We start from the raw sequence: 24,503 nt of genomic DNA, 5'->3' as shown, positions 1-24,503 counted from the left end.
TGACAAACTTGTGACAAACTAATTGAGAATCTTTGCTATGGTACAAATATGCTTAAGCTCTGGCACCAACCCATTGAACAAGAACACACCTATTTAGCGCCACTAATCGTGGATAACAATGCTGTTCTATTATGGGAAACTTGTCGCCGTAAAATTTATTTTTACTTAGATGAGACAGGTTTTGTGGCCGATGGCCGTGGTTTTATGAATGGTCTTGAAGCTGAAAGTTTTTTACTTGAAGTGTTATGTGGTCTGCATTCACCGGTGATCGGTGAAACAGAAATCTTAGGCCAGTTCCGCCAATTCATTAACTTAAATGCAAAACATGCCTGGGTTCAAAAATTTCAATCTCGCATGCAAGTTTGGTTTTCGTTAATCAAAGAAGTGCGCGAAAAATATTTATATAACTTTGGTTCGCAGTCTTACGGTGGTTACTTACGCCGCGTTTTACAAAATCAAAACAACGTACAAATCATCGGTGCAGGCTCTTTAGTTGAAGATGTGCTTCCGTGGTTACAAGCTAAGAACGTGCAAGTGTTTGCACGCAATTTAGAAAAATCACAAATTCAAGTAATGAAACATTTTTCTCACTTTGTTGAAGCGGGTGGAAAATTATCACTTCATCCGCTTGAGAATGCTTTACCATCAAGTGAAGTGTTAGTGATTGCGGCACCGATTTCTCACGAGCAATTAAAAACGATCGTTTCAAATTCTACGAATAAGTGGAAGTATGTGATCGACCTACGCCGTGATGCTAAATTATTTAATGATCGTGATCCACAAATTGAATCGTGGATCACGTTAGAACATGTGATGGAATTTTTCTCTCAACAAAAGGATTTGTTAGCTTCCAGACAAAAGCAAGCGTTGGCCGCTGTAGAACAGTGGCGCTTAGCTCAAATGGATAAGGTGACATTACGTCCTTTCGGTTGGGAAGACTTATGCGGTTAGTTTTAGGAGCCAGACAGAGCGATCTAGCTCGTCTGCAAGGGTACTTAGTGGGTGACGCCCTTAAATCTTTAGGCGTCGATATCGAATACATCTTTCGTGAATCTTTAGGTGATAAAAATCTAACAGATCCTTTATGGAAAATGCCTGAGAAGGGCGTTTTCACACAAGATTTCTATCAAGACCTCATCAACGGTAAATTAGATTTCGTGGTTCATTCATGGAAAGATCTTCCGGTTGAACACACACAAGGCACCGAGATCGTGGCTACACTTCCGCGTGCTGATCAGCGTGATTTAGTTCTCATTAAGAAATCGAGCTTACAGAAAAAAGCTTTACGCATTTTTTCTTCATCGCCTCGTCGTGAATACAATTTAATTCCGTTTCTATCAAAACACTTGCCGTGGGTGACAGAAAAAATCGAATTTGCGAATGTGCGCGGAAATATTCCAACCCGTTTACAAAAAATGACCGATGATGAATCCATCGACGGTTTAGTTTTAGCGAAAGCAGCGATTGATCGTTTACTCGCTCATCCGTATCCAGAATTTAAACCGGTTCAAGAAAAAATCCGTGGGCATTTAGCCAAATGCAATTGGATTATCCCGCCATTGTCTGAAAATCCAAATGCAGCAGCCCAAGGTGCGCTGGCGATTGAAATCAGAAGTGATCGTAAAGATTTAAAAGAATTGTTTGCTAAAATTCACTGTGAACAAACAGCTTCAAGTGTTGTTCATGAAAGAAAAATTTTTTCGGGCTACGGCGGTGGCTGCCACCAAAAAATCGGTGTCGCGGTACTCACTCGCAGTTACGGCGAAATTTTAACGGTCAAAGGTCTTTCGCCTAAAGGTGAAGTGCTGAATACGCGCAAGCTTTTAGCGACGAAGTCTGCACCCGGTGATTTAGTAAAGCACAGTTTTAATTTTTCAATTTCACGTCAGCAAAAGCCGGCCGATGTTTCTTTAGCCAATACCGACATGGTGTGGGTGGCGCGCAGTGAAGCTGCGGGTTCAGTTGATCTTAATTCGTACCAAGGCGTTGTTTGGGCCGCGGGCACAAGCACTTGGGAAAAATTAGCTAAAAAAGGCGTATGGGTAAATGGCTGCGCCGAAGGCTTAGGCGAGAGCGAAAGCCCTCGCGTTGAATGGCTGATCGGTAAAACCCAGCCTGAGCTAGTGACATTGACGCACACACTAGCGTCAAATGCGGGAACTTACGATCTGCAAATTCAGCTGGCAGATGGTGAAATCGCCAAGCTTAAAGGTGATTTATTAGCTTCTGGAAAGTATTTCTTCTACTGGAAGAGTCATAGCCAATTTCAAGCGGTTTTAACGGCTCTTGATGGTGCACCAAAGCAGAACTTTTTAAATTGTGCTCATGCCTGTGGCCCGGGTAAAACGTGGCAAAACCTGAAAGACACTTTAGGGTCTGATAAAAACTTATATATTTATTTGAATGAAGAAAGTTGGAAGTCGTAAATGAACAACATGACATCTGAAAATTATTTTGAACGCGCAAAACAAGTAGCTCCAGGTGGAGTACATTCTCCGGTACGTTCTTTTGCTGGCCTTGGTCGTTCACCGGTCTTTTTTAAATCAGCACAAGGGGCCTATTTAACTTCGGTAGAAGGTAAAAAATATATCGACTGCTGCCAAAGCTTTGGTCCGTTGATCTTAGGTCACCGTGATCCCGAAGTTCAATCTAAAGTGATGGAGATGATCGATACCGCGTGGACTTTCGGTGCGTGTGAACCATACTCATTAATGTTAGGTGAGTGGATTCAAAAAAAAGTACCTTGGGTTGAAAAACTTCGCTTTGTATCTTCTGGTACAGAAGCCGTGATGTCAGCGTTACGTGTGGCTCGTGCAGCCACAGGACGAACTAAAATTTTAAAATTTGAAGGTTGTTACCACGGTCACGTAGATTCTTTACTTGTCAAAGCAGGTTCTGGTTTAGCCGGTGTAACAGCATCATCAAGTGCTGGTGTTTCTGAACAAACAGCTTCTGAAACTTTAACCGTTTCGTTAGATGACGAAAAAGCTTTGGAAGCAGTATTCGCTCGCGAAGGTAAAAATATCGCAGCCTTAATCATGGAACCACTTCCAGCGAATTACGGTTTATTAATTCAACGCAAAGAATTTATCCAAAAAGCATGTGCGCTAGCTAAAGCTAACGGCGCCTTAGTAATCTTTGACGAAGTGATCTCAGGTTTTCGTGTAGCACTTGGTGGTATGGCTGAAGTTTTAGGAATTAAACCTGATCTAGCTACATACGGAAAAATTTTAGGCGGGGGCTTTCCCGTCGGTTGTTACGGCGGTCGTCGTGACTTAATGGATTTAATTGCTCCGCTGGGTCAAGTTTATCAAGCCGGTACATTAAGTGCTAATCCGGTCGGGATGGTCGCAGGTCTTGCAACTCTAGAAAAAATGGAACGCGAAAACGGTTACCAGGTTTTAGAGAAGCGCGGACAACTTTTAGAAAATAAAGTTAATGATGTAATTAAAAATTTAAATTTACCGTTAAACTTTGTTCGTTACGGAAGTTTATTCTGGTTACACACTAAAACAGCAGATGGTTCACCCATCCGCCAAGTGGAACAAATTGCGCCAACCCAAAAAGAAACTTTCAAAAAGTTATTCTTAAATTCGTTAGATAGAGGTTTGTATTTAGCCCCTAATGCTTACGAAGTGGGTTTCTTATCGTTAGCGCACACTGAAGATGTCATTAACGACATGGTGAAAATCATGGGGGAATCACTGGCGTGAATTTAAAAGACCTCTCGCAAAGCAGACTGCGCTTTTACCTAGCCGTTCTTTGGTTCTTGTTAATTGGGGCCATGACAGGCTGGTGGTGGCTATTAAGTTTGCGTCAGCTAATGGCTGTAGAGAGTCTAATGACGGCCGAGGAGTTTCAAAGCTCCTACCGTATGATTATGTCAGAAGGTGTATTTTTCTTTGTGTCGATTGTTGTTGGTGGTATCGGTCTGATGATTCTCACAAAAAAAGATTTAGAGCGCCAAGAACAGATTCGTCTATTTTTTGGCAACTTCGCCCACGATTTAAAAACTTCAATTTCACGTTTACGCCTGCAATCAGATTTACTACGCGATGGTTTTGACCAACAGACATTAAACCGTCTCGGCGAAAACATGAACCAGCTAGATCTGCAATTAGAAAATTCATTGTGGGTAGCGCGTGGTGAAACGCAAGTTATGCATTTGCAAAATGTGAAGATTTCAAAAATATTTTCAGTGATTCGCAGTGAATGGCCCGAAATTGAAATCAGCATGACTTCTGATGCTACGGTTTACGCTGATGAATTAGCCCTGCGTAGTGTATTTCGCAATTTAATTCAGAATGCGGTGATACACGGTAAAGCTACGAAAGTTCAGTTGGTTGTTAAAGAAGTCGCTAGCCATTACGAAATTCAGTTTCAAGCTAACGGCGAAGCTTTTACCGGTGAATTAGAACAATTGGGTCAACGTTTTATCCAACCTAAATCATCACATGGTAATGGTTTAGGCTTATACTTAACCCGCTTCTTAGTTGATAAACTTTCTGGGCAAATTCAATTTAAGCTAGGTCAAAATTCACAATTGATGGTGTTAGTTATTTTACCTAAAGGAAAGGGTGTTTAAATGACGCTTTCTTTTAAGAAAAATATTTTACTCGTCGAAGATGATCCAGTTCTTGGCGAAGGCTTGAAAACAAGTTTAAGCAAAACCTATAATGTTAAATGGGCCAACACTTTAGCTAAAGCCAATCAGCTGATTAGCACAGAAACTTTTGATCTCTTAATCTGTGATCTAGGTTTGCCGGATGGCAACGGTATGAATTTAGTCGAAAAGATCCAGTCGCTATCGTACAAGCCGCCAGTTTTAATTTTATCAGCACAAGGTGATCCAGAAACGCGCCTTAAAGGTTACGAAATCGGTATTCAAGAGTTCGTACCAAAACCATTCCATTTAAAAGAATTACTTTTACGTATTGGCCATGTGTTTGAAGCACATGCCAGCCAAATCGAAGTTGAAGTGGGTAAAGTAAAAATTAACTTTGCCACCTTTGCGGTTTACCAGCCGGACGGGTCAATCGAATATCCGCCGGTGAATGATATTAAAATTTTAAAACACCTTACAAGCCAAGCCGGAACGCCGGTCAGCCGTGATCAATTAATTGACGCGGTTTGGGGAAGTGAAAGCGAAACCAGCCACCGTACCATTGACAATGCAATTGCTCGCCTTCGTCACCTCATCGGTGATACCGACGAACAGATGATTCGATCAGTTCGTGGTGTCGGCTATGTATTTGAACAGAAAGCATAAAGCAGGAGAAAAACTATGATTTTAAAAACCGGAACTAAAGCTCCTCCCGTATGGATGATGCGCCAAGCAGGCCGTTATCATTCACACTATCAAAAACTACGTGCAAAGCATTCGTTTATGGATCTTTGTAAAATTCCAGATCTGGCAAGTGAAGTGGCTTTAGGCCCTGTGCAAGATTTCGATTTCGACGTTTCAATTTTATTCAGTGATATTTTATTCCCGCTGGAAGCATTAGGCATGGGTTTAGAATACACTGATCACGGGCCACGTTTAGGTTTTCAGTTGGATCAAGCGACAGTCGGTAAACTTGTACCGTGGACCGACGCACTTCCAAAACTAGCTTTCCAAAAAGAAGCGATGATTTTAACGCGCGAAAAAATTCCGTCACAAAAAAAGGTGATCGGTTTTATTGGCGGTCTTTGGACATTGTTTGTGTACGCCGTTGAAGGTTCACACGCAGGCTCATTGATTAAAAGTAAACAAGATATGGCGTTATTTCAAAAATTCGCGCAAATCATGCTTCCGCTTTTAAAAGAAAATATCCGTATTCAATTTGAAGGCGGCGCTGATGCCGTTATGATTTTTGATACGGCGGCTGGCGAAGTTAGTCCTGCGTTTTACCAACAGTGGATCGCACCGTTAATGGCTGAACTATCTAAGGCTTACCCAGGTAAACTTGGTTATTATTCAAAAGGCACACAACGTTCGTTCTTTACACCGGAATTCTTAGCCTTACCTTGGGCAGGAATGGGTTTTGACCACCGTTGGAATTTACCTTCGATCTTAAATAAGACTGAATTATCTACTCCAGGCTTCGTACAAGGAAACTTTGACCAAGCTTTATTGTTTTTATCAGCTGATGAATTTGAAAAAACGTACCGCACTTACTTAGAAGGATTTAAAAAATTAACTCCTGAGCAAAGAAGTAACTGGGTCTGTGGTCTTGGCCACGGTGTTTTGCCAAAAACTCCTGAAGCTAACGTTCGACGTTTTGTACAAATCACGCGTGAGGTTTTCCATGAATGATTCTCAACTGTTTGCTAAATATGATATTCCGGTACCTCGTTATACAAGCTATCCTACTGTGCCGTACTGGGGAGTCGCTCCGACGACTGAACAATGGTTATCTCACTTGCGCCAAGGTTTGGCTGGTGAAAACAGTCAATGGTCAATGTACATTCATGTTCCCTATTGCGAAAGTCTTTGTACATTTTGTGGCTGTAATAACATCATTACCAAAGATCATAAAAAAGAAGATCCGTATGTCAAAATGGTTCTTAAAGAGTGGGAACTATACCGTAATTTAGTTCCTGAGTTTGCTAAAGCGCAGCTGCAAGGAATTCATTTAGGTGGCGGTACGCCGACATTTTTATCGGCTCAACATTTAAAAGACTTGCTTACGCCAATTTTAGAATACACAAAACGTGGTGAACACTTTGAGGGATCCATCGAAGTTGATCCTCGTCGTACCAACCGCGAACAATTAGAGACTTTATACAGTTTGGGTTTTCGCCGTATCAGCTTAGGAGTTCAGGATTTTAACCCTGAGATTCAGCGGTTGGTTAATCGTTCACAGTCATTTGAACAGACTGAAAGTATAACGCGTTTTGCTCGTGAGATTGGATTCACGTCGGTGAATTACGATTTAATTTACGGGTTAGCGAAGCAGACTCTAGATACAATGAAGTACACCATTGAACAGACGAAAAAACTTCGTCCGGACCGCATTGCTTTATATAGCTTTGCTCTAGTGCCTTGGATTAAGCCGGCCCAACGTTTATTTAAAGACGAAGACCTTCCGGTCGGCAAAGATAAACGTGATCTTTATGAGTATGCTCGTACTGAGTTATTAAACTTTGGTTACATTGAAGTCGGTATGGATCATTTTGCCTTACCTGATGATGCTCTGGCAACGGCCATGAAAAATGGGGAGTTGCACAGAAACTTTATGGGCTATACTGATCAAAAATCGCAAGTGATGCTGGGGCTTGGTGTCAGTTCGATTTCTGAAACACCACAAAGCTTTCACCAAAACGAAAAAATTCTTCCGAAATACGAAGAGCTTTTAAATGCAGGACAAATTCCGACTTCACGGGGACATATTTTAACCGATGAAGATGTTGTTCGCCGCCAGCAAATCTTATCATTAATGACGACCTACGAAGTTCAAATGACTCCGGAGCAAAAACAACTGGCTCCTGAGTTTTTAAAAGAAATGATTTCGGATAATTTAGTGGTCATCGAAGGTGATAAAGTTAAAGTTACAGATAACGGCAAACCATTTTTACGTAATATCTGTATTTTCTTTGATGAACATTTAAAACGTAATAAACCGCAAACACGTATTTTTTCTCAGTCGTTATGATTCATATTGTTGGAGCTGGTTTTTCGGGGTTAAGTTTAGCTTGGGAGCTGCAAAAAGCAGGTCTTAAGGTTATCGTTTATGAAAAAAATCGAATAGGCGGGCGGATTCAGTCGTATCGTACGCCAACCCATTTACGCGAAACTGCAGCTAATGGGGTTTTATGGAATCCACGTTTTGAAGTTTTAGCTAAAGAGCTGGGAGTTGAATTTCAACCGTCACAAAACGAAGCCAAAAAAAGATTTATTTTTCATAACCAGAGACCTCGCCGTTGGCCATTAAGTTTTCTTGAAACAATTAAATTTTTAGCTGCGGGATTTAAGTTTGTTCTAAAAAAAATCTTTACGAAAAAGCAAATTGATTCCGATCTGACTCTTGAACAATGGGGTACGCAGTCTTTCGGAGCTCCATTTACCGGCGTGATTTTAAGTGCAGCGGTGCAGGGAATTTTTGCTTTAACACCCAAATACTTAAATGCAAAAGCTGTTCTTGAATCGTTTAAACCCGTGACCGCATTTAAAAAAGCAAAAAAGTACAAGCCAGTGACATATTCTCCTAAAGACGGAATGGGTGAACTGATTTCAGCGTTAAAACAAAAGTTGGCTGAAAAAGATGTGATTATTAAATATCAAGAAATTCTGGATTTAAAAGATTTAAATCTAGAAAAAAATGATGTGGTGGTGATAGCGACCTCAGCATGGGAGGCTGCTCAACTCATTCCACAGGCACAGCGGTTAGACCAAATTCAAGCTGTGCCCATTACGACAGTAACTTTGGTATGGCCAAAAGGGGCCAGAACCCTTGAAGGTTTTGGCTGTTTGTTTCCGCCGGTAGAGCGCTTTTTTGCCGCCGGGGTTTTGATCAATTCTTGCATCTTTGCCAATCGTGGGCCGAACCCTTCGGAGACTTGGATTATTAGCCAAGATTTAGAAAAATTGAGTGACGAGCAGATTAAGCAACATGTGCTAATGGATCGTCAGCGTCTTTTTCCAAATCAAGACGAACCTTTAGAAAGCCACATCGTGCGTTGGCCTAAAGCGATTCCAGCCTATAATCTGCAGTTGGAAAAGTTTTTAGAAACTTACCAGCAAACCGCAAAAACCTTGGCTAAAGAAAATATTTATCTTTCAGGAAACTACTTGGGAAAAATCGGCTTAGCTAAAATCTATGATCAAAACATCGTTTTAGCAAAAAAACTTAAAGTACATTATGGGTAAAAAACTATTAATCTTAAGTCAAATCGGAAGCCCTACAAAACCTGAGCCGAAAGAGGTCGGAGCTTACTTGCGCCGATTTTTAATGGATAAAAGAATTTTAGATATTCCTTGGCTGCCGCGTTTTATATTGGTTAATTTAGGAATCGTTTGGCGCCGTAAAAAGCCTTCGGCAGAAAAGTATCATAATATTTGGACTGCTGAAGGTTCACCGCTGGTCGTTGAAACCACCAAATTTGCTGAAGGTTTGCAGAAGCAAGTACCGAATGTAGATGTGGTCATTCATTGGCGTTACGGTGAACTTAATGCCGAACAAACGTTAAAACCTTATCAACAGAATAACTATGATGAAGTTCTGGTGGCGCCGCTGTACCCGCAGTTTGCGATGGCCACAACCGGTTCAGCTTTGGATGTGCTTCTACCAGCACTCAAAAAAATTTGGCCCCAACAAAAAAACATTAAAACTTTAAAACCTTTTTTTGATCACGAAGCTTTTTTAAACGGGTGGGTGAATCGTTTAAAACCACTGGTTAAAGCAGATCGCCACCTTCTTTTTTCATTTCACGGTCTTCCGGTTTCGCAAATTAAAAAAACAACGGGTTGTGATTTAGAATCTTGCTGTGACCGATCAGATAACGATTCAAATTGCTATTATGCCCAATGCAAACAAACCGTAAGACTTTTAAGTAAACGTTTGGGCTTAAAGCCAGAACAATACACGCTTTGTTTTCAATCGCGTGTGGGACCTAAAAAATGGTTAGAACCATCGACTGAACAAACCACTGAAAGTTTGGTCAAGAATAAAGGTGTTACTTCAGTTGTTGTGGCCTGTCCCGCATTTGTCACTGATGGTTTAGAAACACTCGAAGAAATCAATTTAGAGCTTCAACACAACTTTAAAAATTGGGGCGGTAAAGACTTTGTTATGGCTGAATCATTAAACCATGAATTAGCTTGGATTTCTGGTTTTGCCGGGATAGTAAACGCTCCAGATCGCTGGGATCAAAATCACAGTTAAAATCCAGTCAAACACTGGGGAAATATTGTCAAAATCAGGCCTGTTGCTTGCTTGTTCTAGTCTGAGGGGTTAGAAAAACACCTCTTAACGAGCAAGGTTTTTAAAGTGAAAAATGAGTTTATTGATCTCAGTGTAAAGCTCCAAAAAGTTCTCGGAAAAGAAGGACTTTTTGTTATTCCTTTTGAAGAACCTGGGTTACCTTTTTTTTCAAGTCTAACCAGAGAACAAAAAGATGTGATTCTCGAACAAATGCAAACTTTGCTTGAGATTGCGCAAGATCTGCAAGCTCATAATCTTAAAGTGACTGAACCGGCTAATTTGATACGAACTTTCTTTAAAAAATTTAACCTGCACGCGCCAGCACGGGTGGTGGATTCCATCACTAAGCATGATATCGTTGATGTTTGGAATTTAGACTCGCGCTTAATCATTGCCAGCTTTAATTTTTTTGATATTTGCACCTATTCATTAGAAGAACTTTTTTGCCGTCCGTGGGCAGAGTTATTTTCGCGTGACAATGATATTCATATCCAAATTTACCAGCTTTGCCGTTCACTTTTAAATGGTGAAATTACACAACCGGTAGATACAACGTATATTCCGCAACACAAGGTTCGCGAAACCTACGCTCCTGAAAAACATTACGCGGTCTTGCAGCCCCGTATTTTTTCGCCGGTTTATGCCGGTGACAAGCTGTTTGGCTTTATGAGCGTTAACCGCATCATCAAGCTTGAACCAGAAAAAGTTTTGAGACTGCTCGATGAATAAAGAGTTTGCCATAGCCGCTATTGAAAATATTCCCAATGTTGTTTTTCTGAAAGACGCAAAGACTTTTCGTTATCTTTATGTTAATAAAGCTTTTGAAACGGTCATGGGTATGCCAGGTTCAGCGATCGTCGGTAAAACTGACGCTGACTATATGCCGCCGGCCCAGGCGCATAGTTGTCTTGAGACTGATCTGAAAGTAATTAAAGAAAATACCACGGTGCAAAGTTTTGATGACGAGATTGTTACTGTAAAAGGGCCCCGTATTTTTAACACCCGTAAATTACCTCTGACTTCGCCGAGTGGTGAAATTGAATATATTCTGGGAATCAGTGAAGACATCACAGAAAAAAGAATTTCAGAAAGACAAAGCGAACAATTGGTTTTTGAACGTGGTGCTAGGGCTGAAGCAGAAAAAGTAACGGCTCAGTTAAAATTTTTATCACAAATTAGCACAGCGATCAGCGAATCCTTAGATACCAACTCAATTCTTCGTGCAGTGGCCACTATTACCAATCAATTTTATTCAGATTGGTTTGTGGTCGATTTATTTGCTCAGCCGACTTTAACAGTTGAGCGCGTTATTATAGCGAGCACCGATCACCAGGGAAATAAATTTATCAAACCAGTTTCTCAAAAATGGCAGATTAGTCCATCAAGTAAAGAAGGAACTAATTATGTGATTCGCACCGGGCATCCAAAACTTTACATGCATGTGCCTGAAGAAATTTTACCGCAGTTAAGTTTTCCGGCGATTGAAGATTTCCAAATGAGTGAAGTCACATCAGTGATGATAGTACCCCTAAAATATTACGGAAAAATCTTCGGGGCTCTTACTTTTTATTCAACAAAACAAGAGCGTCGTTATACATCACTGGATTTAGATATGGCCTTAGAGCTGGCCAAACGCATTTCATTTGCGCTGGAAAATGCGCGCCTATTTACCAAAGCTAACGAAGCCAGCCGGGCCAAATCAGCTTTTTTAACGAACATGAGTCACGAAATCCGTACACCACTGACAGCGATTTTAGGTTTTGCAGAACTTCTTTCTGAAGATGAATCTATTTCTGAAAAAGCCTCGCAGTATGTGTCGACGATTCGCCGTAACGGAAACCAGCTTTTACGTATTGTAAATGAAGTGTTGGATTTATCAAAACTTGAAACCGATACTTTAGAAACTGTTAAAGCCAGTTTTTCTTTGCCACAGCTTATTGATAGCATAGGTGTCCTTCTTTCGATCAGAGCTCAAGAGAAGAACCTGGATTTTACAGTCACTATGAATACGGCAATCGAAGAACATATCATCACCGACAGCTACCGTTTACGCCAAATTGTGATGAATGTGATCAGCAATGCTATTAAATTTACGCAAAACGGTTATGTGCATGTCGATGTCGCCACCCACGAATATCTTCCGAAGAAACATCGTTTAGAAATCAAGGTGAGTGATTCGGGAATTGGTATGACCGAACAACAGATTAAAGATCTGTTTACGCCGTTTACCCAAGTAGATTCTTCAATGACCCGCAAGTTCGGTGGCACAGGCTTAGGATTATTCTTAGCGCGCCGAATGGCTATTTTACTTGGTGGTAATGTAGAACTCATTCGCAGTGAATCTGGTCAAGGGACAGAGTTTTTAATTTTTGTTGATATTGCGTATGATGAACTTCCGCAAAACAAAGAAGTACGTACTTTTGAATACGCGAAATCTTCTCTTGATATTAAGTCGCAAACTGCTTCTGCAAAGAGTGAAGTTATAGACGGAGCTAAAAGAAAAGTTCTGATCGTTGATGATTCGGAAGATAATCGCGAATTACTGACTTATCTTCTTTCTGGTACGGGAATGAAAACACAAACCGCTGAAAACGGTCAGCAAGCTATTGAAAAAGCGCTGACCCAACATTTTGATGTGATCTTAATGGATATTCAGATGCCTGAAATGGATGGCTTTGAGGCTGTCAAAATTTTGCGTGAAAATAACTGTGAAGCTAAAATCGTGGCGGTCACAGCGCACGCCATGAAAGGCGACCGCGAAATCTGTTTAAGTCGCGGTTTTGATGATTATTTAAGTAAACCAATTACGCGCGAGGCTCTAGTTGCGGTAACTCAGCAACATTCGGGCGAGCCGCCGACATCAATGCACGAACTTCGCTAAGCGGGGTGTGAATGTGCTCTTCCCAACGAAAAGCAAACGGTGTTCTTAATTGTTCACCATAATTAAACCCTTTGTTTACTTCACGCGTCAGTTTCACTAATTCACTAGGACGTTTAAATAGAAAATGAAAAAAGGCACCGGCTACAATTACTGAAGTAAAAGGACTACAACCTTTCACCATAAAGATCGCATTCAGTTTAGCTTCTTCTTCAACGGTTGTTCCGATATTTAACAGCGCGTGCACATAATCATGAACTACACGCTGGCGTTCGCGCAGATAAATTTTTTCACTCGCTAAACTTACATCAGGTGCAAAGTAAGGTGTTAAACCAAAAGCTTGCATATGATTGTAATAGGCTAAGCCAAAACTTCCTGGTGCGCAGGTTTTAAGTTTCTCCATATTTAGCGGCTTTGGTGAATAGCGTTCAGCGATTAAAGCTTTGGCTTGAGCATCTTCTTTAACGTGTAAAACAGCTTCATCAAAAGCTTTAAGATCAGTGAGCTGATTCGCTAACTGAATCAGCGTGTTTAATTCATGCGGGCGCAAGAATAAACGCACACCATAGTACATCGATTTTAAAACTTTGCCTGGAATACTAAAATACGTCAGCTTCATAAATCGCAGATTTTAAATTTAGATCAGGAATCATTTTAGTTAAGCTTTTGCAGGGGCCGACATTAATAAAACGCATTTCTTCTTCAAGGCCTTCGAGTTTTTGAATCGCTTCACCCCAACGTAACGGCTGAGTCATATTTAACATCAACTCACTTTTCATAATATCGGTATTCGTAATTTCATCACAGGAGATGCACGAAAACACACGATTGGTTGGTGTTTGTAACTGAATATCTTTAACTTCAAAAGCCGCCGCATGCACATACGGAGAAATATATCTTGAGTGAGCCGGGTAGTCTAAAATCTTAACTGTGCGAAATCTTTTTTCTTTGGCGATCATTTGTAACTGCTCAAGCTCTTGGTAACGGCCGCCGATATTTAAAAAATTAGGCGTCATTACTGAAACATCTAATCCTAAATTCTGCATTTCGGTAATTTCATCTTTGCTAAAAGCCGCACCTGCAGGTTTCGAAACACCGACGTTGGCGCCAATTTTTTCAATGCCTTGCAATTTGTCGGCAAAACGAATGTAGCCCATAATACAGGTTTCAAAACTGACTACGTGGCTAATCACCGCACGGGCTAAATCCCCAAGTGAGCAACCTAAAGTCCAATCAGGTTTAATGCCTTTTTTCATTAAATTCTCAGCTACGCCAACTTGGATCGCGCAAATGGCTGTGGCCGCTTTACTGATATTTTCAACCGAATAAATCTCTTGCATTGAACCTTGCAGGTAATTTTCAAATTTAAATTCATGGTTCGCTTGCGTTTTAAAAATCTCTTCAACTTGTCTTAAGCGCGCTGCTACTTCAGGAACATTTAAATAGCGCATACGATCTTCAGCTTTGATCAGACCGTTTAGACCTGGAAAAATAAATGCGGTTTTCATAACGAAGCACTCGCTAAATTTGGCGATAACCCACGCTGCGCTTGCTCTAGAGCGTAACTTACGCCGATCAAAGTCGTTTCAGAAGCTAAGGCCGACATATGTTGGTGTAAACGTTCAGGGCTAAAATCTGAAAGTGCAGTTAAGTCAGGAGTTAAATCGACTTTAAAAGCTTCTTTAGTTTGTCCAGTGATAAAGAGTACGGAATCTTCAAGAACTTTGGCGTTTTGAAGTCGGGCATTTTTATTTTCATTTTCAGCTAAAGCTAAAATCCACGTCGTTAAGCGCGAGCGGCTTTTTGTTAATGAATTTTCTAAAGATTTTGTTTCTACTTTTTCTGCATTTAAATTTTTTTGAATCACTTGAATCATACGACGGCCTAAAAGTTCACACATCTCAGCTTCGATGTTGTTAATTTCATCGATATCAAAGCGGGCTTCAGGAGATAAGGTTTCATAAAACTTACGGCCTAAAGCTAAATGATCAGCTTCATCTTTTAGAACCACGGCTAAACCTTTTTTGATCGCTTCATTTTTTGTAAGTTTATAGTACGCGGTGTACATTTGGAGTGGCACTTGTTCGATTGTTAAAGCGCCGTGAACATAACCGGCAAAGCGGCTAGCTGAGCGAGCTTTAAGTAACAGCTGTTGCCCGAAGAATCCTAAAACGAAGTTGATACCGATTTCGGATAACTCGTTTTCCATCGCGTAGAATTTAAGGTCAGAATAAAGTTTAACAGGTTTTAAAGCGCGCAGTTGAAAGGCGTGGCGGTGTTCATCTTGGGCATGTTGAGTGATTTCAACTAAGGCTTCGGGTGGCGTTTCATGGGTGATGGTTTTAATGATTTCACGGGCTGCAACCTCTTCCATATTGCCGAGAGTTGCTAAAAAAGCAGATTCAATATTTGGATCACTAATCACCAATTGCGCGAGCTGATCCATTGTCTGTTTAAGACTTGTTACCATGAAATTACCCCCGTTTTTAATTGTCAGCAGAGGTATACCCTAAAATATGATTAAAATCTACGCAGGCGTGGGAGGCTATAAAATGTTTACGAATCTGTTAAAATTTAGCTCCAAAACCCACCATAAATGCACTGTGATCGATTACAGGAACCGTATCAGACTTGTTAAGGGAGTAATGGTATTCGTACGCCAAAGGCATAAAGAAGCGGTTATTAAAGGCGAAATCAAAGCCAGCACTACCTACAATAGAATTTGCGACCTTAATGTCTTCTTGGCGTAAAGCTGTGGTTTCTTTAGAGGTCGGCGATTTGAAAACCATGCCGCCGGCAGCCCATAGGGTAAGACGGCTGATGTTTAAATCAAAACGTAAGTGTCCGCCAAGGGTGATGTAATCGATATTGGCCATACAGTTTGACGAGGTTTTTCCGGCGCAGACGTTGTTATCGACAGATCTTCCGAAAACGCTCAATTTTTCGTGACCGACAACTCCACGTAAGGTGACGCCCCAGTGAGAAGGGTAATCAAACGCTAAAGCAAAGCCAGAACCAGAGCCTGACATCGGAACAGTTTCCCACTCTTGAAACGGCAAAGTGTCGTCAGCTTGTTTGGCAGAAATTTTATCTGTCGCAAAAACTCCTAATAAAGACACCTTTAGCATATCACGACGAAAAACGATCGTGTCATCGCCAGCTAAGCGCATGCGATCACGGCGTTGTTCGGATGTTTCGTAAATTTCTTCGTCTTCAGGATATTCAGCTTCAGCTTTTGTGGGTTTTGCCACAGCAGTTTCTTTAGCGGCAGCCTTAGCTTGATCAACCGCAGAAGGTTCGGCGGCTTTACGCGCTACTTTTTTTCCGATTACGAATTTACCATCAGAAATAATTGCGACCGCTTGTGTTTGGCGAACTTGTAAGACTTTGGCTGATCCTGCGATTTCGGGGCCACTTGAAGTTTTATCAATTGAAATAACCGTGTCGCCTTCAAAAAGTTTTTCGCCTTCAAGATCAATTAAAACTTTTTTACCGTTAATATCTTTTACCTTATAGGCTTCAGCCGATAGGGTCGTGAAAGTTAAAGCTAATATTAAAAAAAATCTTTTACTCAAAAGTAACGTCATACAAACAGTATGTGCCTTTTAAATCGGTTGATTCGTAAAAAGAATTTTGCTGGATTTGGTGTTCCCATAAAAATTCATCATCGATTGCTGTAAGTAAACGGCTTTGTGAAGCTTCAGACGCGATAGACTGTGCTGAGCAAGTTTGTTTTTGTAAACTTTTAATTTTAAACGTGGGAACTTCAGATTCGAAGTTATTACGGTCAGCTGATTTATAAATTGAGCACGAAAAAATCGAGCTAAACGAACTTACTAGAAATAAAAATAAAAAAAGCCTTTTCATTTTTTCCACGCCCTTAAGTTTGAGCGTGTTTTTCAAAAAAGAAAAGGCTTTTAGCGATAAATAAGTCTAATTAATTAGAACGGGATATCTTCAGATTGGTTGAAGCTTGGCTCCGGACCGAAATCTTGGAAATTGAAATCTCCGCCACCTTGGTTCATAGAGTCGTTTTGGTAGTTGTTATTACCAGCGCCTGCATTTGTTGAGGCTCCGCCACCTAAGAACTGAACAGTTGAAGCTACGATTTCTGTAGCGTATTTTTTCTGTCCATTATCTTCCCACGAACGTGTTTGAAGTTTACCTTCTACGTAAACTTGGCGTCCTTTTGCTAAATACTTACCGCAAAGTTCGGCTAATTTACCCCATACCGTAATACGGTGCCATTCAGTGCGCTCTTGCTTGTTACCAGACTTGTCAGTCCAATTTTCGCTCGTCGCTACGTTAAGGCGAGTTACTGTAGCACCTTGGCCAACAGCTTTCATCTCAGGGTCTTGACCTAAACGGCCAACAATAATTACTTTGTTAATTCCAGACATATGCCCTCCAGGCACCTATTTCGTATGTGTTGTGAAAACGAGTCAACACTAAAACCAGCGCGACTCTGCGTGTGCCAAGGGTTTTGGCAATGAATGCACCAATCCAAGCAGGCCTTAAAATGTTCTATAGTTTAAAGGCAATTCGCAAGACGGAACTGCCTAAATGGAAGGCTAATTAGTTAAGCGGAAGCATTGATGGCGGAAGATCCGTGCTTGCAGCTTGAAGCTTTAGACGGTAGCGGCTAGCGCCTTTTTCATCTTTTTTGAATTGATCAATTAACGTTAAGAAAAATCCGGCTTTTTGCACGAACGCAGGTTTTGCGACTAAATCAACATTGAAATTGTAACCACCGATCATCGGGCGCGCTTGGCCGCCGATATTTTGAATCGTGATGGCGATATCGCCTTTGATTGTTCCAGATAATTCGTCAGACGGGTTGCCTAATTTAGCATTTTCGATAATTAGTTTTCCGTTCGATAATTTACCTTTTACATCAACTTGTTTGAATTTGATTTCAGGTAATGTCACCGCACCAAAATTAGGTGTGTTCAGAGATGTTGAAGGCATTTCAAAATTATCAATCACAATCGACACTTCGCCATCAGGTTGTTCTTTGAACGACATGTCAGCTGTTACGTTAGCTGTGATATTTGTCGAACCAGAAAGCGGAATAGAAAGCTTCATGGTGTCGCGAAGATTTTTTAACGAGATATTTTCAGTCGCCACTTCAAGATTGGCTTTTAAAGCGCCTGATTCTAAAGTTTCAAGTGGTGTAAGCTTAATTTCTGCGTTTCCGCCGAAGATGCCATCAGCCACAAGTTTTCCGCCCGGTTGACGTTTAAATAAAGCGGCAAAAGACGGCGAAGCTGAAATTGAATTTACATTTAAGCCATCGATTGTTGAAGTTTCAACTAACACGCCATCAAGGCTGATCGCCGCCGTAGCAGGGTTGATGTGCATATCTTCAAACTGAAGATACACTGCATTTTGTGTCAGGCGCGAAACTTGGCCAGAAATAAAATCATTTAAATCTTTAAACGGAAATAAAATAAATAAAAACACTAAAGTAAAAACCAGGGTGAACAGAATTTTAAATTTCTGTGCCCAGATATAGCGAAATGTTTTAATGATTAAATCCATCATTATTCTTCGCCCTCGCTAGGTTTTTTCTTTTTAGTATTAACTGGTTCCGGAGCTGGCTCAGGAAGAGGTTCTGGAACTTTTAAAGCATAAAGTTTGTAAGTCACATCAAAATAACCGGCAAGTTCCGCATTGGCTTGCATGAACATGTCTTTTACTTTTACGGCTTGTGAAATATTGGCTAATTGCGCACCGATATCAACAATCTGACGTAAATTAAGTTTAGCTAATTTAACTTCAATCACAGCTTGCTGTAAGTTCGCAGGAATTAAGCGGCCTTCAGCTTGTGTTGTATTAACTGAAACAATTTGTTCTGGAATTAGTTTTGAACTTGAAAGTGAATTTTGAACTGTTGAAATCAATTCGCCAGCTTGTGGGGCCGGAGCCATTTGTAAGCCGCCCGATGAATCGCGGTAAGTTTTAAATAAATCACGAATTAAAGTTCTTTTTTCTTCAAATTGAGTCAGGAGTTCACCTGAAACCTGTAATTGGCTGATCGGGGAGTAGAACACGATACCCGCAAGTAGAATAGCTGTTACAACTTGCGCAACTTTTTGTCCTGACGGGCTTAAGTTTTGGTATTTATCATTCAGCTGGTTATAAGCTTCTGATTCTTGGATGCGTTCCCAAGTTGTTTGAAGCGAGGTCTTAAGTTGATCTTTTAATTCATCTAAACGACTCATTTAAGTAATCCTCGGTCAGTTTTTAAACTTAAAGAAAAAGCTACGCGGTTAGGCTGGCTTGGTAATGTTGGAGTTTCTTCTAAAACTTTTTTATTTAAAGCCATTGTGCTTAAACGTTGATTTAACAATGTCACTTCACGCGGAGAGTTTGCATAACCTACGATTTTTACGTTGTCGTCGCTGATTTGCAATTGCGTGATATCAATTTTACTTTGTGATTTGTCAGGTGATACTTCGCTGATTTTCTTTAAAACATCTAACGCTGAATTCATGCTGGCCACTTGGCTTAACAATTTAAATTCTTGCGCACGTTTTTTATTTTCGCTGATGTATTTTTTTACGCCTTTTTCGTTAGCTTGTTTACGTGGAAGGCGGGCTACATTTTTAGCTTGTGTTGAAAGTGCTTCATCACCTTTTTCGGCTAATGTTGTTGTCATTGATTCGCGAAAGCTTCCCCAGATAAAGAAAACGATAACCGCTGCTGCCGCAGTTTTTACGGCAAGGCCCCAATCTGTCCAAAACTGTTTAAGACGATTGTTTTCAGCAATGAATTCGCCTTTCATAAATTGAAGGGCAGGGTTCTTCGGTTTTTTGAAAGCTTCGATCGCAATACCCACAGCCGTGGCAAAGCGTGATTTTACCGCTTCGATTGGAATATTGTTCGTTTGAATAGAACCTTGATCGATTAAATGATCTAAGACAGAAACCGGGTTACAAGCCACTTCTAAATGCTGAGTTAAGAAAGATCCCACATTCGGAAGAAGTGATAAACCGCCAGTTAAATACACGTTTTTAATTTCGCCGTGAAATTCACTTTGCAATTCTAAAAACGACATTTGTAAATCACGCACTAAATCGCGCATGCTTTTTTCAATCGTTGAAGCTGTATTTGCTGTTTCGAAATCTTGGTTAGATTTAGATAACAGTAAAGCGGCTTCGTTTTGTAACATACGTTGCGCATCAAGGTACGGAAGTTGAAACTTACGCACGAATTCTTGAATGATATAATCAGAACCCCACATTAAGCTACGAACGAAAACTAAACGGCCTTCGATCTGCGCTAAAAGTAAAGTTTTCTTGTGACCAATGTTTAAAGTAACAGTGATTGGGCTTCCAATTTTTGTTCCGCCTTCAGTTTCTTCAACATCAGGTACATCTTCGTCAGGATTAAAACTTAAAGGGCCTTGCGCCGTTGGGTATTGCGGAGGAGCTTGATCCCAAGCTTCGAGTAGATTTGAAAACGCAATGCCATCCACAGTTAACGTATAAGGTTCAACACCGAAATCTTTAGCTAAGCTTAAAGATTTTTCGATATGAGTTTTTGGGGCAGCCACAGCTAAAACATGGGCTGATAAGCCTTCTGTTAAAATTGTTTTTGCATCAAACAAACAAAGATCCGGATCAAATGGAATATCTTCTTCCATTTCAAACGATAAACTTTTTAAAATTTTTAAACGATCAGCAAACGGGAATTGTTTTTTTCTAACAGTGACTTTGTCTTGCTTAAGAGCCATCACCACACGGGCAGAACCGAAATCTAATTTAGGCGCGATTGAGCGCACGTATTCAATGGCTTCGATTTCACGGTCATGTGCGGTAACTTGTTGAGAAAGTTTTTTTTCGTAAACAGCAGTGACGTAAACTGACTTTTTGTTTTGAACAACTTCGGCAATCTTGATTGAATCTTCGCCAATATCAATACCAAGTGCGCGCATGTTGTTTACTCCTACTGTGTTGCGAAGCAATAAATCCTTTTACTGCTCTGTTAGGCGTGAGCCTACTGCTCTGTCCAGTATACGATACGAGGTCGACCTTTGGGAAGTGGATCTTGCGCTGGGGCACTAGGTTTTGGTCCAGGATTTCCACCCGGGTTTGGTTGAATGCCATTAGCCTCATCTTGCTCTTTTTTCTCTTTGTCTAAGTAGCTTTTGATAGTGGCTGCGGCTTTTTGGGTATTCATCACATAAGCTGTGATCTTCTTTTGCACAGCTCCTTTACCAGAACCTGTCATACCGATGGCTTCGATTTTAAAATTCACAACCGCATCACACTGAAAAGGGATTTTATCAAATTCCGGAGCTAAACGGGCACCGCGGCTTTCAATAAATTGTTTAAAATCATTGCGGCATTCATCAGAAGAAGCTCCCTTAAAAGGGCCGCCTTTGTCTTCGTCATCACGGCGCTCTAAAGCTTCGGTCACAGCTTCATCGGTCATGCCCGGATCAAGCGATTTTAAAACATCTTTAGTCGTTGTGTTTGGGTTGATAGCTTTTGATCCGTAGATAGTTACAGAGCCAGACATCAGTGTGAAAAACTCTTCAGTCATGCCCGGAACCAAACGCATTTCATCTAAAGTTCTAAAACCGCGGTTTGGTGGGTAGTTTTCGCCTAAACCTTGAAACGGTTGGCGTTTGTCTCCGCCATTTTCAGAAGAGTTTTTCTCGCTCATCCAATCGGCAATGCGGTTTACTAATTCACCAAAATTATAATTTTGATAAACTTCACGGAATTTTTCGTCATTTTGAACTTTAGATTCAAAGATCGTTAAAATTTGTTTTTTCGTGATTTCACGTAATGTTTTAGACGGCGAAGCTAAATCATTCACATCAATTTTAGAACCTTCATCAGTAATGGTGTGCGTATACTGGCCATCAAAAATCGAAGCCTTGGCGGCTGATTCGACATCATCTTTTGTGGCAATCGAAGTGTCAGCGGTAATCGGCAGCGGCCAGGCAAACGGGAATTGCCAGATTTGATTGATCTGCTGTGAAAATCCCGGTGGCAAATTCATGCGCGAAGCTTGTTGGTAAACTTTAACACGTAAAAGAGCTAAATCCAGAGAGCTTCTGGCAGAGTAAAACGCTTTAATACGGTTAATCTCTTGCGAGTTCACCACGTATTCAATCGTTGAATCTGTTGAAACTTCACTGGCTACGAACACCATTAGAATTAACGAAGTCATAGCTAAAAGTAACGCCACACCTTTTTTAGAAAATTTTTGTGAGCGGCCTAACGGATTGAATTTTAATCGAGATTTCCAAGAATTATTTTGTAAACTCATTACTGACCTACCACCGGAGGCGGGGCCCCATTAGCTGAAGTTGCATTTGCCGATTTTTTTGGAGGATTGTTCGGAAAGTGTAGGGGAACCACGTATTGTAACGAGTATTCGCGTTTTTTACCTTGTAACTCACGTTCAATTGCTAAAGTAATTTCAACAGCGTCAGGAAAAATACCTTTCACAGAATCATCTTGGCCACCAACTGTTTTCCAGTCTTTTTGCCAATCTTTTTTCGACTCGCCAGTATAACGTAATTTAAATTCTTTTACATTTTCTAAAAGAACTGATTCCGTTCCACCTTTAGTGACATCTGCGTCTAAAACTTTTTGCACACGGCGAAATAAACACTGGCTTGAAGTATCTTTCGTTAAGTTTTTACAAGGTTTTAGAGCGTAACCCACTTCAACAAAGTCAGCCTGAATATCGTTTGCTAAAAAGCGACCGTTATTTAAAGTTACAAAATTAACTTGCTCAGTATCACCCACGAAATCAGTTTTTGGATCTTCACGTTTATTTTCGCGTGCCGCTGGAGCGTTGGGATCAACCTGTGGAGTCGGTACGGCTGGTTGGCCGGGGCGAGGAGTCGTTTTTTTTGCTGAATCGATAATTTCTTTTTCAAAATCGTAATGGTTGTACGCTTGATACAAATCAGCGCGCATAATTTTAACCGCATCACGAAGACCTGAAACATCTTGCACTTCAGCTTGAATTTTTGTGCGGGCTTTCAGGGCACGGCCTAAAGCGGTTGCAACCAGAACAGATAAAGTCGCTAAAATACTGATCGCTAAAATAACTTCGATCAACGTGAAGGCTTTTTTCGAGCGTAGAGTTTTACGAGCCACCGGCACCTCCAGGCAATGGAAGAGGGCGGTCGTAATCAACAATATAAAAAACCACATCAACAGTGATCGGCTTTTTTTTGTCTTTGTAAGTCACTGTGACTTTAACTTCTTTAACTGATTTTGATAAATGTTCTGAAAAAAGTTTCATGATCGAAACTAAATCTAGGTTTTGATTTTCACCAACGCCGCCGATAATTCCAGATAAATCGGGGAATTCTACTTTTTGGGATTTCATCTCCCAAGTGTAGCCTTCAAGCTCTGAACCGAAATCGCCGGTGTCTTCTTCTTTGATGGAATCTAAAGGTTGACCTTTAAATTCACGTTCAAGCTCAACGATTTTACGTTCAAGCAGAGCCGCCAGTTGCACTTGTGTTTGAGTTTTTTTAAGACGGGTGTAAGTGCCAGCCCAAGAGTTTGTTAAAATAAGTAAGCCCGAAGCCATGATCATCATAGCTAGAACAACTTCAATTAACGTAAATGCTTTTTGTTTTTTTAAACTCATTAACACCAAAAACGGATGGTTGTTTGTATTAGCTTACTGACGATTTAGGTCTCGTAATGCTTTTGCGCCGTCTATGATATCAGCTTGACCTGTGAGAGGGTTAAAGACAAGTGTCCAGATGTTTTTTTTCGGATCTTGAATTTGAAGGCCCACGGGCTCAATCATGCCCTGCGGGAAGAAGTGGATATAAGCTAAGCCTTCGGTGATAACCACATCCTGTGGGCCACTTTCGAGCTGTTTAACGATATATCCTGGAGGAAGTGGTTTTTCTTTTTTAAGATAAGTTGTGTCGACCTGAAAAGGTGATGGCGGAGCTTTATCGTCTTCTTTGTCGCCACGTTCGCGTTGTTTAGCTAGAAATTCTTTATCAATTAGCGTAACCGCGATAGATTTTTCAACCCAAAAACTAGATTGTTTTTCGTCGATTTTAAAAACTAAACGGTAAGTGTTGTTATAGAGCTTAGCGCGGTTGCGGATTTCTTTGACAGCAATAACGATTTCGCGAAAGACAGTGCGGTTGTCAATTTTACTGCCAAAACTCATATGCGAAAGAGAAGCAGAAAGGACTCCGCCAATGATCATTATCACAATGATAATTTCCATCAGCGAGAATCCTTGAGAGTTGCGGAAGCGAGAACTCAAATTACTCTTCGCTACCGACTGATTCGTCAGAGTAAATATCTTTATCAAAAGAAGAACCACCGGCTTTTTTGTCGCGGCCTAAAGAAAATAAATTATACCCGTTGCCAGACGTTGAATATTGAAATTCTGAACCCCAAGCATCTTTTAAAATGTTGCTTTGTCTAGGGTTTCCAGTCCAATTTTTACAACTTGAATCATCGTCAGTAATGAAAGATAGAGCCGTTGGGTATTTACCGCACTCTGCATAGTACTCATTTATTTTTGTTGTGACTTCAGTCATCTTCATTTTTGTTTGATTAACTTCACCACGACGTTGACCATCTTGAATCTTTGGTAACACGATTGCCATGATACCACCGATGATAACTAATACGATCATGATTTCCCCTAAAGAGAAACCTTTGTTATTAGAGATTGTAGAAGAGCGTTGAGATTTAAACAGTTTTAGCATT

General features: G+C 40.7%; 25 protein-coding genes. 11 read left to right on the top strand and 14 right to left on the bottom strand.

The features are described 5' to 3' along the window. Nucleotides 1-48: 48 nt before the first annotated feature. The 11 genes from ACKWCF_RS10545 (at nucleotide 49) to ACKWCF_RS10495 (ending at nucleotide 12,783) form a co-directional block, all read left to right on the top strand. Nucleotides 49-951, top strand: coding sequence for a hypothetical protein (locus ACKWCF_RS10545; protein WP_409477549.1), 903 nt, complete (start codon nucleotides 49-51; stop codon nucleotides 949-951). Then, nucleotides 942-2,426 (top strand): hydroxymethylbilane synthase, encoded by a 1,485-nt coding sequence (locus ACKWCF_RS10540; protein ID WP_409477548.1) that lies wholly within the window; start codon nucleotides 942-944, stop codon nucleotides 2,424-2,426. The genes ACKWCF_RS10545 and ACKWCF_RS10540 overlap by 10 nt, the downstream gene beginning before the upstream one ends. Then, the gene (locus tag ACKWCF_RS10535) at nucleotides 2,427-3,713 is read left to right on the top strand and encodes a glutamate-1-semialdehyde 2,1-aminomutase (protein WP_409477547.1); all 1,287 of its coding nucleotides are present in this window, start codon (nucleotides 2,427-2,429) and stop codon (nucleotides 3,711-3,713) included. 110 nt (nucleotides 3,714-3,823) lie between these two features. Beyond that, nucleotides 3,824-4,585 (top strand): sensor histidine kinase, encoded by a 762-nt coding sequence (locus ACKWCF_RS10530; RefSeq protein WP_409477546.1) that lies wholly within the window; start codon nucleotides 3,824-3,826, stop codon nucleotides 4,583-4,585. Further along, complete coding sequence (locus tag ACKWCF_RS10525; protein WP_409477545.1) at nucleotides 4,586-5,269, top strand: response regulator transcription factor; 684 nt, start codon at nucleotides 4,586-4,588, stop codon at nucleotides 5,267-5,269. Between the two features lie 15 nt (nucleotides 5,270-5,284). Further along, on the top strand, nucleotides 5,285-6,295 hold the full coding sequence (locus tag ACKWCF_RS10520; protein WP_409477544.1) for a uroporphyrinogen decarboxylase family protein: 1,011 nt from the start codon (nucleotides 5,285-5,287) through the stop codon (nucleotides 6,293-6,295). After that, nucleotides 6,288-7,634 (top strand): oxygen-independent coproporphyrinogen III oxidase, encoded by a 1,347-nt coding sequence (gene hemN / locus ACKWCF_RS10515; RefSeq protein WP_409477543.1) that lies wholly within the window; start codon nucleotides 6,288-6,290, stop codon nucleotides 7,632-7,634. Before ACKWCF_RS10520 ends, hemN begins: the two co-directional genes overlap by 8 nt. Beyond that, nucleotides 7,631-8,848: a protoporphyrinogen/coproporphyrinogen oxidase gene (locus ACKWCF_RS10510; protein ID WP_409477542.1), complete on the top strand. Its 1,218-nt coding sequence runs from the start codon at nucleotides 7,631-7,633 to the stop codon at nucleotides 8,846-8,848. Before hemN ends, ACKWCF_RS10510 begins: the two co-directional genes overlap by 4 nt. Beyond that, entirely contained in the window at nucleotides 8,841-9,863 is a 1,023-nt protein-coding gene (gene hemH / locus ACKWCF_RS10505) for a ferrochelatase (protein WP_409477541.1), read from the top strand. The genes ACKWCF_RS10510 and hemH overlap by 8 nt, the downstream gene beginning before the upstream one ends. A gap of 105 nt (nucleotides 9,864-9,968) precedes the next feature. Continuing rightward, the gene (locus ACKWCF_RS10500; RefSeq protein WP_409477540.1) at nucleotides 9,969-10,631 is read left to right on the top strand and encodes a hypothetical protein; all 663 of its coding nucleotides are present in this window, start codon (nucleotides 9,969-9,971) and stop codon (nucleotides 10,629-10,631) included. Beyond that, a complete protein-coding gene (locus ACKWCF_RS10495; RefSeq protein WP_409477539.1) occupies nucleotides 10,624-12,783 on the top strand; it encodes a response regulator in 2,160 nt (719 codons plus the stop codon). The genes ACKWCF_RS10500 and ACKWCF_RS10495 overlap by 8 nt, the downstream gene beginning before the upstream one ends. Here the strand turns inward: ACKWCF_RS10495 and ACKWCF_RS10490 are convergent. The 14 genes from ACKWCF_RS10490 to ACKWCF_RS10425 all read right to left on the bottom strand — a co-directional run bounded on the left by ACKWCF_RS10490 (nucleotide 12,707) and on the right by ACKWCF_RS10425 (nucleotide 24,502). Beyond that, nucleotides 12,707-13,399, bottom strand: coding sequence for a Coq4 family protein (locus ACKWCF_RS10490; protein ID WP_409477538.1), 693 nt, complete (start codon nucleotides 13,397-13,399; stop codon nucleotides 12,707-12,709). The genes ACKWCF_RS10495 and ACKWCF_RS10490 overlap by 77 nt on opposite strands. Further along, on the bottom strand, nucleotides 13,380-14,288 hold the full coding sequence (locus tag ACKWCF_RS10485; RefSeq protein ID WP_409477537.1) for an acyltransferase domain-containing protein: 909 nt from the start codon (nucleotides 14,286-14,288) through the stop codon (nucleotides 13,380-13,382). The genes ACKWCF_RS10490 and ACKWCF_RS10485 overlap by 20 nt, the downstream gene beginning before the upstream one ends. Further along, entirely contained in the window at nucleotides 14,285-15,250 is a 966-nt protein-coding gene (locus ACKWCF_RS10480) for a hypothetical protein (RefSeq protein WP_409477536.1), read from the bottom strand. The genes ACKWCF_RS10485 and ACKWCF_RS10480 overlap by 4 nt, the downstream gene beginning before the upstream one ends. A 97-nt stretch (nucleotides 15,251-15,347) precedes the next feature. Then, the gene (locus tag ACKWCF_RS10475) at nucleotides 15,348-16,367 is read right to left on the bottom strand and encodes a hypothetical protein (protein WP_409477535.1); all 1,020 of its coding nucleotides are present in this window, start codon (nucleotides 16,365-16,367) and stop codon (nucleotides 15,348-15,350) included. Then, a complete protein-coding gene (locus ACKWCF_RS10470; protein WP_409477534.1) occupies nucleotides 16,348-16,647 on the bottom strand; it encodes a hypothetical protein in 300 nt (99 codons plus the stop codon). Before ACKWCF_RS10470 ends, ACKWCF_RS10475 begins: the two co-directional genes overlap by 20 nt. A gap of 74 nt (nucleotides 16,648-16,721) precedes the next feature. Continuing rightward, nucleotides 16,722-17,180: a single-stranded DNA-binding protein gene (locus tag ACKWCF_RS10465; protein WP_409477533.1), complete on the bottom strand. Its 459-nt coding sequence runs from the start codon at nucleotides 17,178-17,180 to the stop codon at nucleotides 16,722-16,724. Between the two features lie 175 nt (nucleotides 17,181-17,355). Further along, nucleotides 17,356-18,324 carry a type II secretion system protein GspN gene (gspN, locus tag ACKWCF_RS10460; protein WP_409477532.1) on the bottom strand — a complete coding sequence of 323 codons (969 nt, stop codon included), beginning with the start codon at nucleotides 18,322-18,324 and terminating at the stop codon, nucleotides 17,356-17,358. Further along, on the bottom strand, nucleotides 18,324-19,004 hold the full coding sequence (locus ACKWCF_RS10455) for a hypothetical protein (RefSeq protein ID WP_409477531.1): 681 nt from the start codon (nucleotides 19,002-19,004) through the stop codon (nucleotides 18,324-18,326). Before ACKWCF_RS10455 ends, gspN begins: the two co-directional genes overlap by 1 nt. After that, on the bottom strand, nucleotides 19,001-20,719 hold the full coding sequence (gene pilM / locus ACKWCF_RS10450) for a pilus assembly protein PilM (RefSeq protein WP_409477530.1): 1,719 nt from the start codon (nucleotides 20,717-20,719) through the stop codon (nucleotides 19,001-19,003). Before pilM ends, ACKWCF_RS10455 begins: the two co-directional genes overlap by 4 nt. A gap of 62 nt (nucleotides 20,720-20,781) precedes the next feature. Beyond that, entirely contained in the window at nucleotides 20,782-22,065 is a 1,284-nt protein-coding gene (locus ACKWCF_RS10445; protein WP_409477529.1) for a general secretion pathway protein GspK, read from the bottom strand. Next, complete coding sequence (locus tag ACKWCF_RS10440) at nucleotides 22,065-22,907, bottom strand: type II secretion system protein GspJ (protein WP_409477528.1); 843 nt, start codon at nucleotides 22,905-22,907, stop codon at nucleotides 22,065-22,067. Before ACKWCF_RS10440 ends, ACKWCF_RS10445 begins: the two co-directional genes overlap by 1 nt. Beyond that, nucleotides 22,897-23,409, bottom strand: a complete 513-nt coding sequence (locus tag ACKWCF_RS10435; RefSeq protein WP_409477527.1) for a type II secretion system protein — start codon at nucleotides 23,407-23,409, stop codon at nucleotides 22,897-22,899. The genes ACKWCF_RS10440 and ACKWCF_RS10435 overlap by 11 nt, the downstream gene beginning before the upstream one ends. A gap of 33 nt (nucleotides 23,410-23,442) precedes the next feature. Beyond that, the gene (locus ACKWCF_RS10430; RefSeq protein WP_409477526.1) at nucleotides 23,443-24,111 is read right to left on the bottom strand and encodes a prepilin-type N-terminal cleavage/methylation domain-containing protein; all 669 of its coding nucleotides are present in this window, start codon (nucleotides 24,109-24,111) and stop codon (nucleotides 23,443-23,445) included. After that, nucleotides 24,053-24,502, bottom strand: coding sequence for a type II secretion system protein GspG (locus ACKWCF_RS10425; protein WP_409477525.1), 450 nt, complete (start codon nucleotides 24,500-24,502; stop codon nucleotides 24,053-24,055). Before ACKWCF_RS10425 ends, ACKWCF_RS10430 begins: the two co-directional genes overlap by 59 nt. Nucleotide 24,503 lies beyond the last annotated feature (1 nt).

Origin of the sequence: Pseudobdellovibrio sp. HCB154 (genome assembly GCF_046267985.1) — a bacterium.
GTDB lineage: Bacteria > Bdellovibrionota > Bdellovibrionia > Bdellovibrionales > Bdellovibrionaceae > Pseudobdellovibrio.
Note: the sequence above shows the minus strand (reverse complement) of the source record. Positions and strands in the feature narration are given on the sequence as shown.

Coding starts and splice junctions, on each gene's coding strand:
- ACKWCF_RS10545 (WP_409477549.1), top strand. CDS start 49: ATGCTTAAGCTCTGGCACCAACCCATTGAACAAGAACACACCTATTTA.
- ACKWCF_RS10540 (WP_409477548.1), top strand. CDS start 942: ATGCGGTTAGTTTTAGGAGCCAGACAGAGCGATCTAGCTCGTCTGCAA.
- ACKWCF_RS10535 (WP_409477547.1), top strand. CDS start 2,427: ATGAACAACATGACATCTGAAAATTATTTTGAACGCGCAAAACAAGTA.
- ACKWCF_RS10530 (WP_409477546.1), top strand. CDS start 3,824: ATGGCTGTAGAGAGTCTAATGACGGCCGAGGAGTTTCAAAGCTCCTAC.
- ACKWCF_RS10525 (WP_409477545.1), top strand. CDS start 4,586: ATGACGCTTTCTTTTAAGAAAAATATTTTACTCGTCGAAGATGATCCA.
- ACKWCF_RS10520 (WP_409477544.1), top strand. CDS start 5,285: ATGATTTTAAAAACCGGAACTAAAGCTCCTCCCGTATGGATGATGCGC.
- hemN (WP_409477543.1), top strand. CDS start 6,288: ATGAATGATTCTCAACTGTTTGCTAAATATGATATTCCGGTACCTCGT.
- ACKWCF_RS10510 (WP_409477542.1), top strand. CDS start 7,631: ATGATTCATATTGTTGGAGCTGGTTTTTCGGGGTTAAGTTTAGCTTGG.
- hemH (WP_409477541.1), top strand. CDS start 8,841: ATGGGTAAAAAACTATTAATCTTAAGTCAAATCGGAAGCCCTACAAAA.
- ACKWCF_RS10495 (WP_409477539.1), top strand. CDS start 10,624: ATGAATAAAGAGTTTGCCATAGCCGCTATTGAAAATATTCCCAATGTT.
- ACKWCF_RS10490 (WP_409477538.1), bottom strand. CDS start 13,399: ATGAAGCTGACGTATTTTAGTATTCCAGGCAAAGTTTTAAAATCGATG.
- ACKWCF_RS10485 (WP_409477537.1), bottom strand. CDS start 14,288: ATGAAAACCGCATTTATTTTTCCAGGTCTAAACGGTCTGATCAAAGCT.
- ACKWCF_RS10480 (WP_409477536.1), bottom strand. CDS start 15,250: ATGGTAACAAGTCTTAAACAGACAATGGATCAGCTCGCGCAATTGGTG.
- ACKWCF_RS10475 (WP_409477535.1), bottom strand. CDS start 16,367: ATGACGTTACTTTTGAGTAAAAGATTTTTTTTAATATTAGCTTTAACT.
- ACKWCF_RS10470 (WP_409477534.1), bottom strand. CDS start 16,647: ATGAAAAGGCTTTTTTTATTTTTATTTCTAGTAAGTTCGTTTAGCTCG.
- ACKWCF_RS10465 (WP_409477533.1), bottom strand. CDS start 17,180: ATGTCTGGAATTAACAAAGTAATTATTGTTGGCCGTTTAGGTCAAGAC.
- gspN (WP_409477532.1), bottom strand. CDS start 18,324: ATGATGGATTTAATCATTAAAACATTTCGCTATATCTGGGCACAGAAA.
- ACKWCF_RS10455 (WP_409477531.1), bottom strand. CDS start 19,004: ATGAGTCGTTTAGATGAATTAAAAGATCAACTTAAGACCTCGCTTCAA.
- pilM (WP_409477530.1), bottom strand. CDS start 20,719: ATGCGCGCACTTGGTATTGATATTGGCGAAGATTCAATCAAGATTGCC.
- ACKWCF_RS10445 (WP_409477529.1), bottom strand. CDS start 22,065: ATGAGTTTACAAAATAATTCTTGGAAATCTCGATTAAAATTCAATCCG.
- ACKWCF_RS10435 (WP_409477527.1), bottom strand. CDS start 23,409: ATGAGTTTAAAAAAACAAAAAGCATTTACGTTAATTGAAGTTGTTCTA.
- ACKWCF_RS10425 (WP_409477525.1), bottom strand. CDS start 24,502: ATGCTAAAACTGTTTAAATCTCAACGCTCTTCTACAATCTCTAATAAC.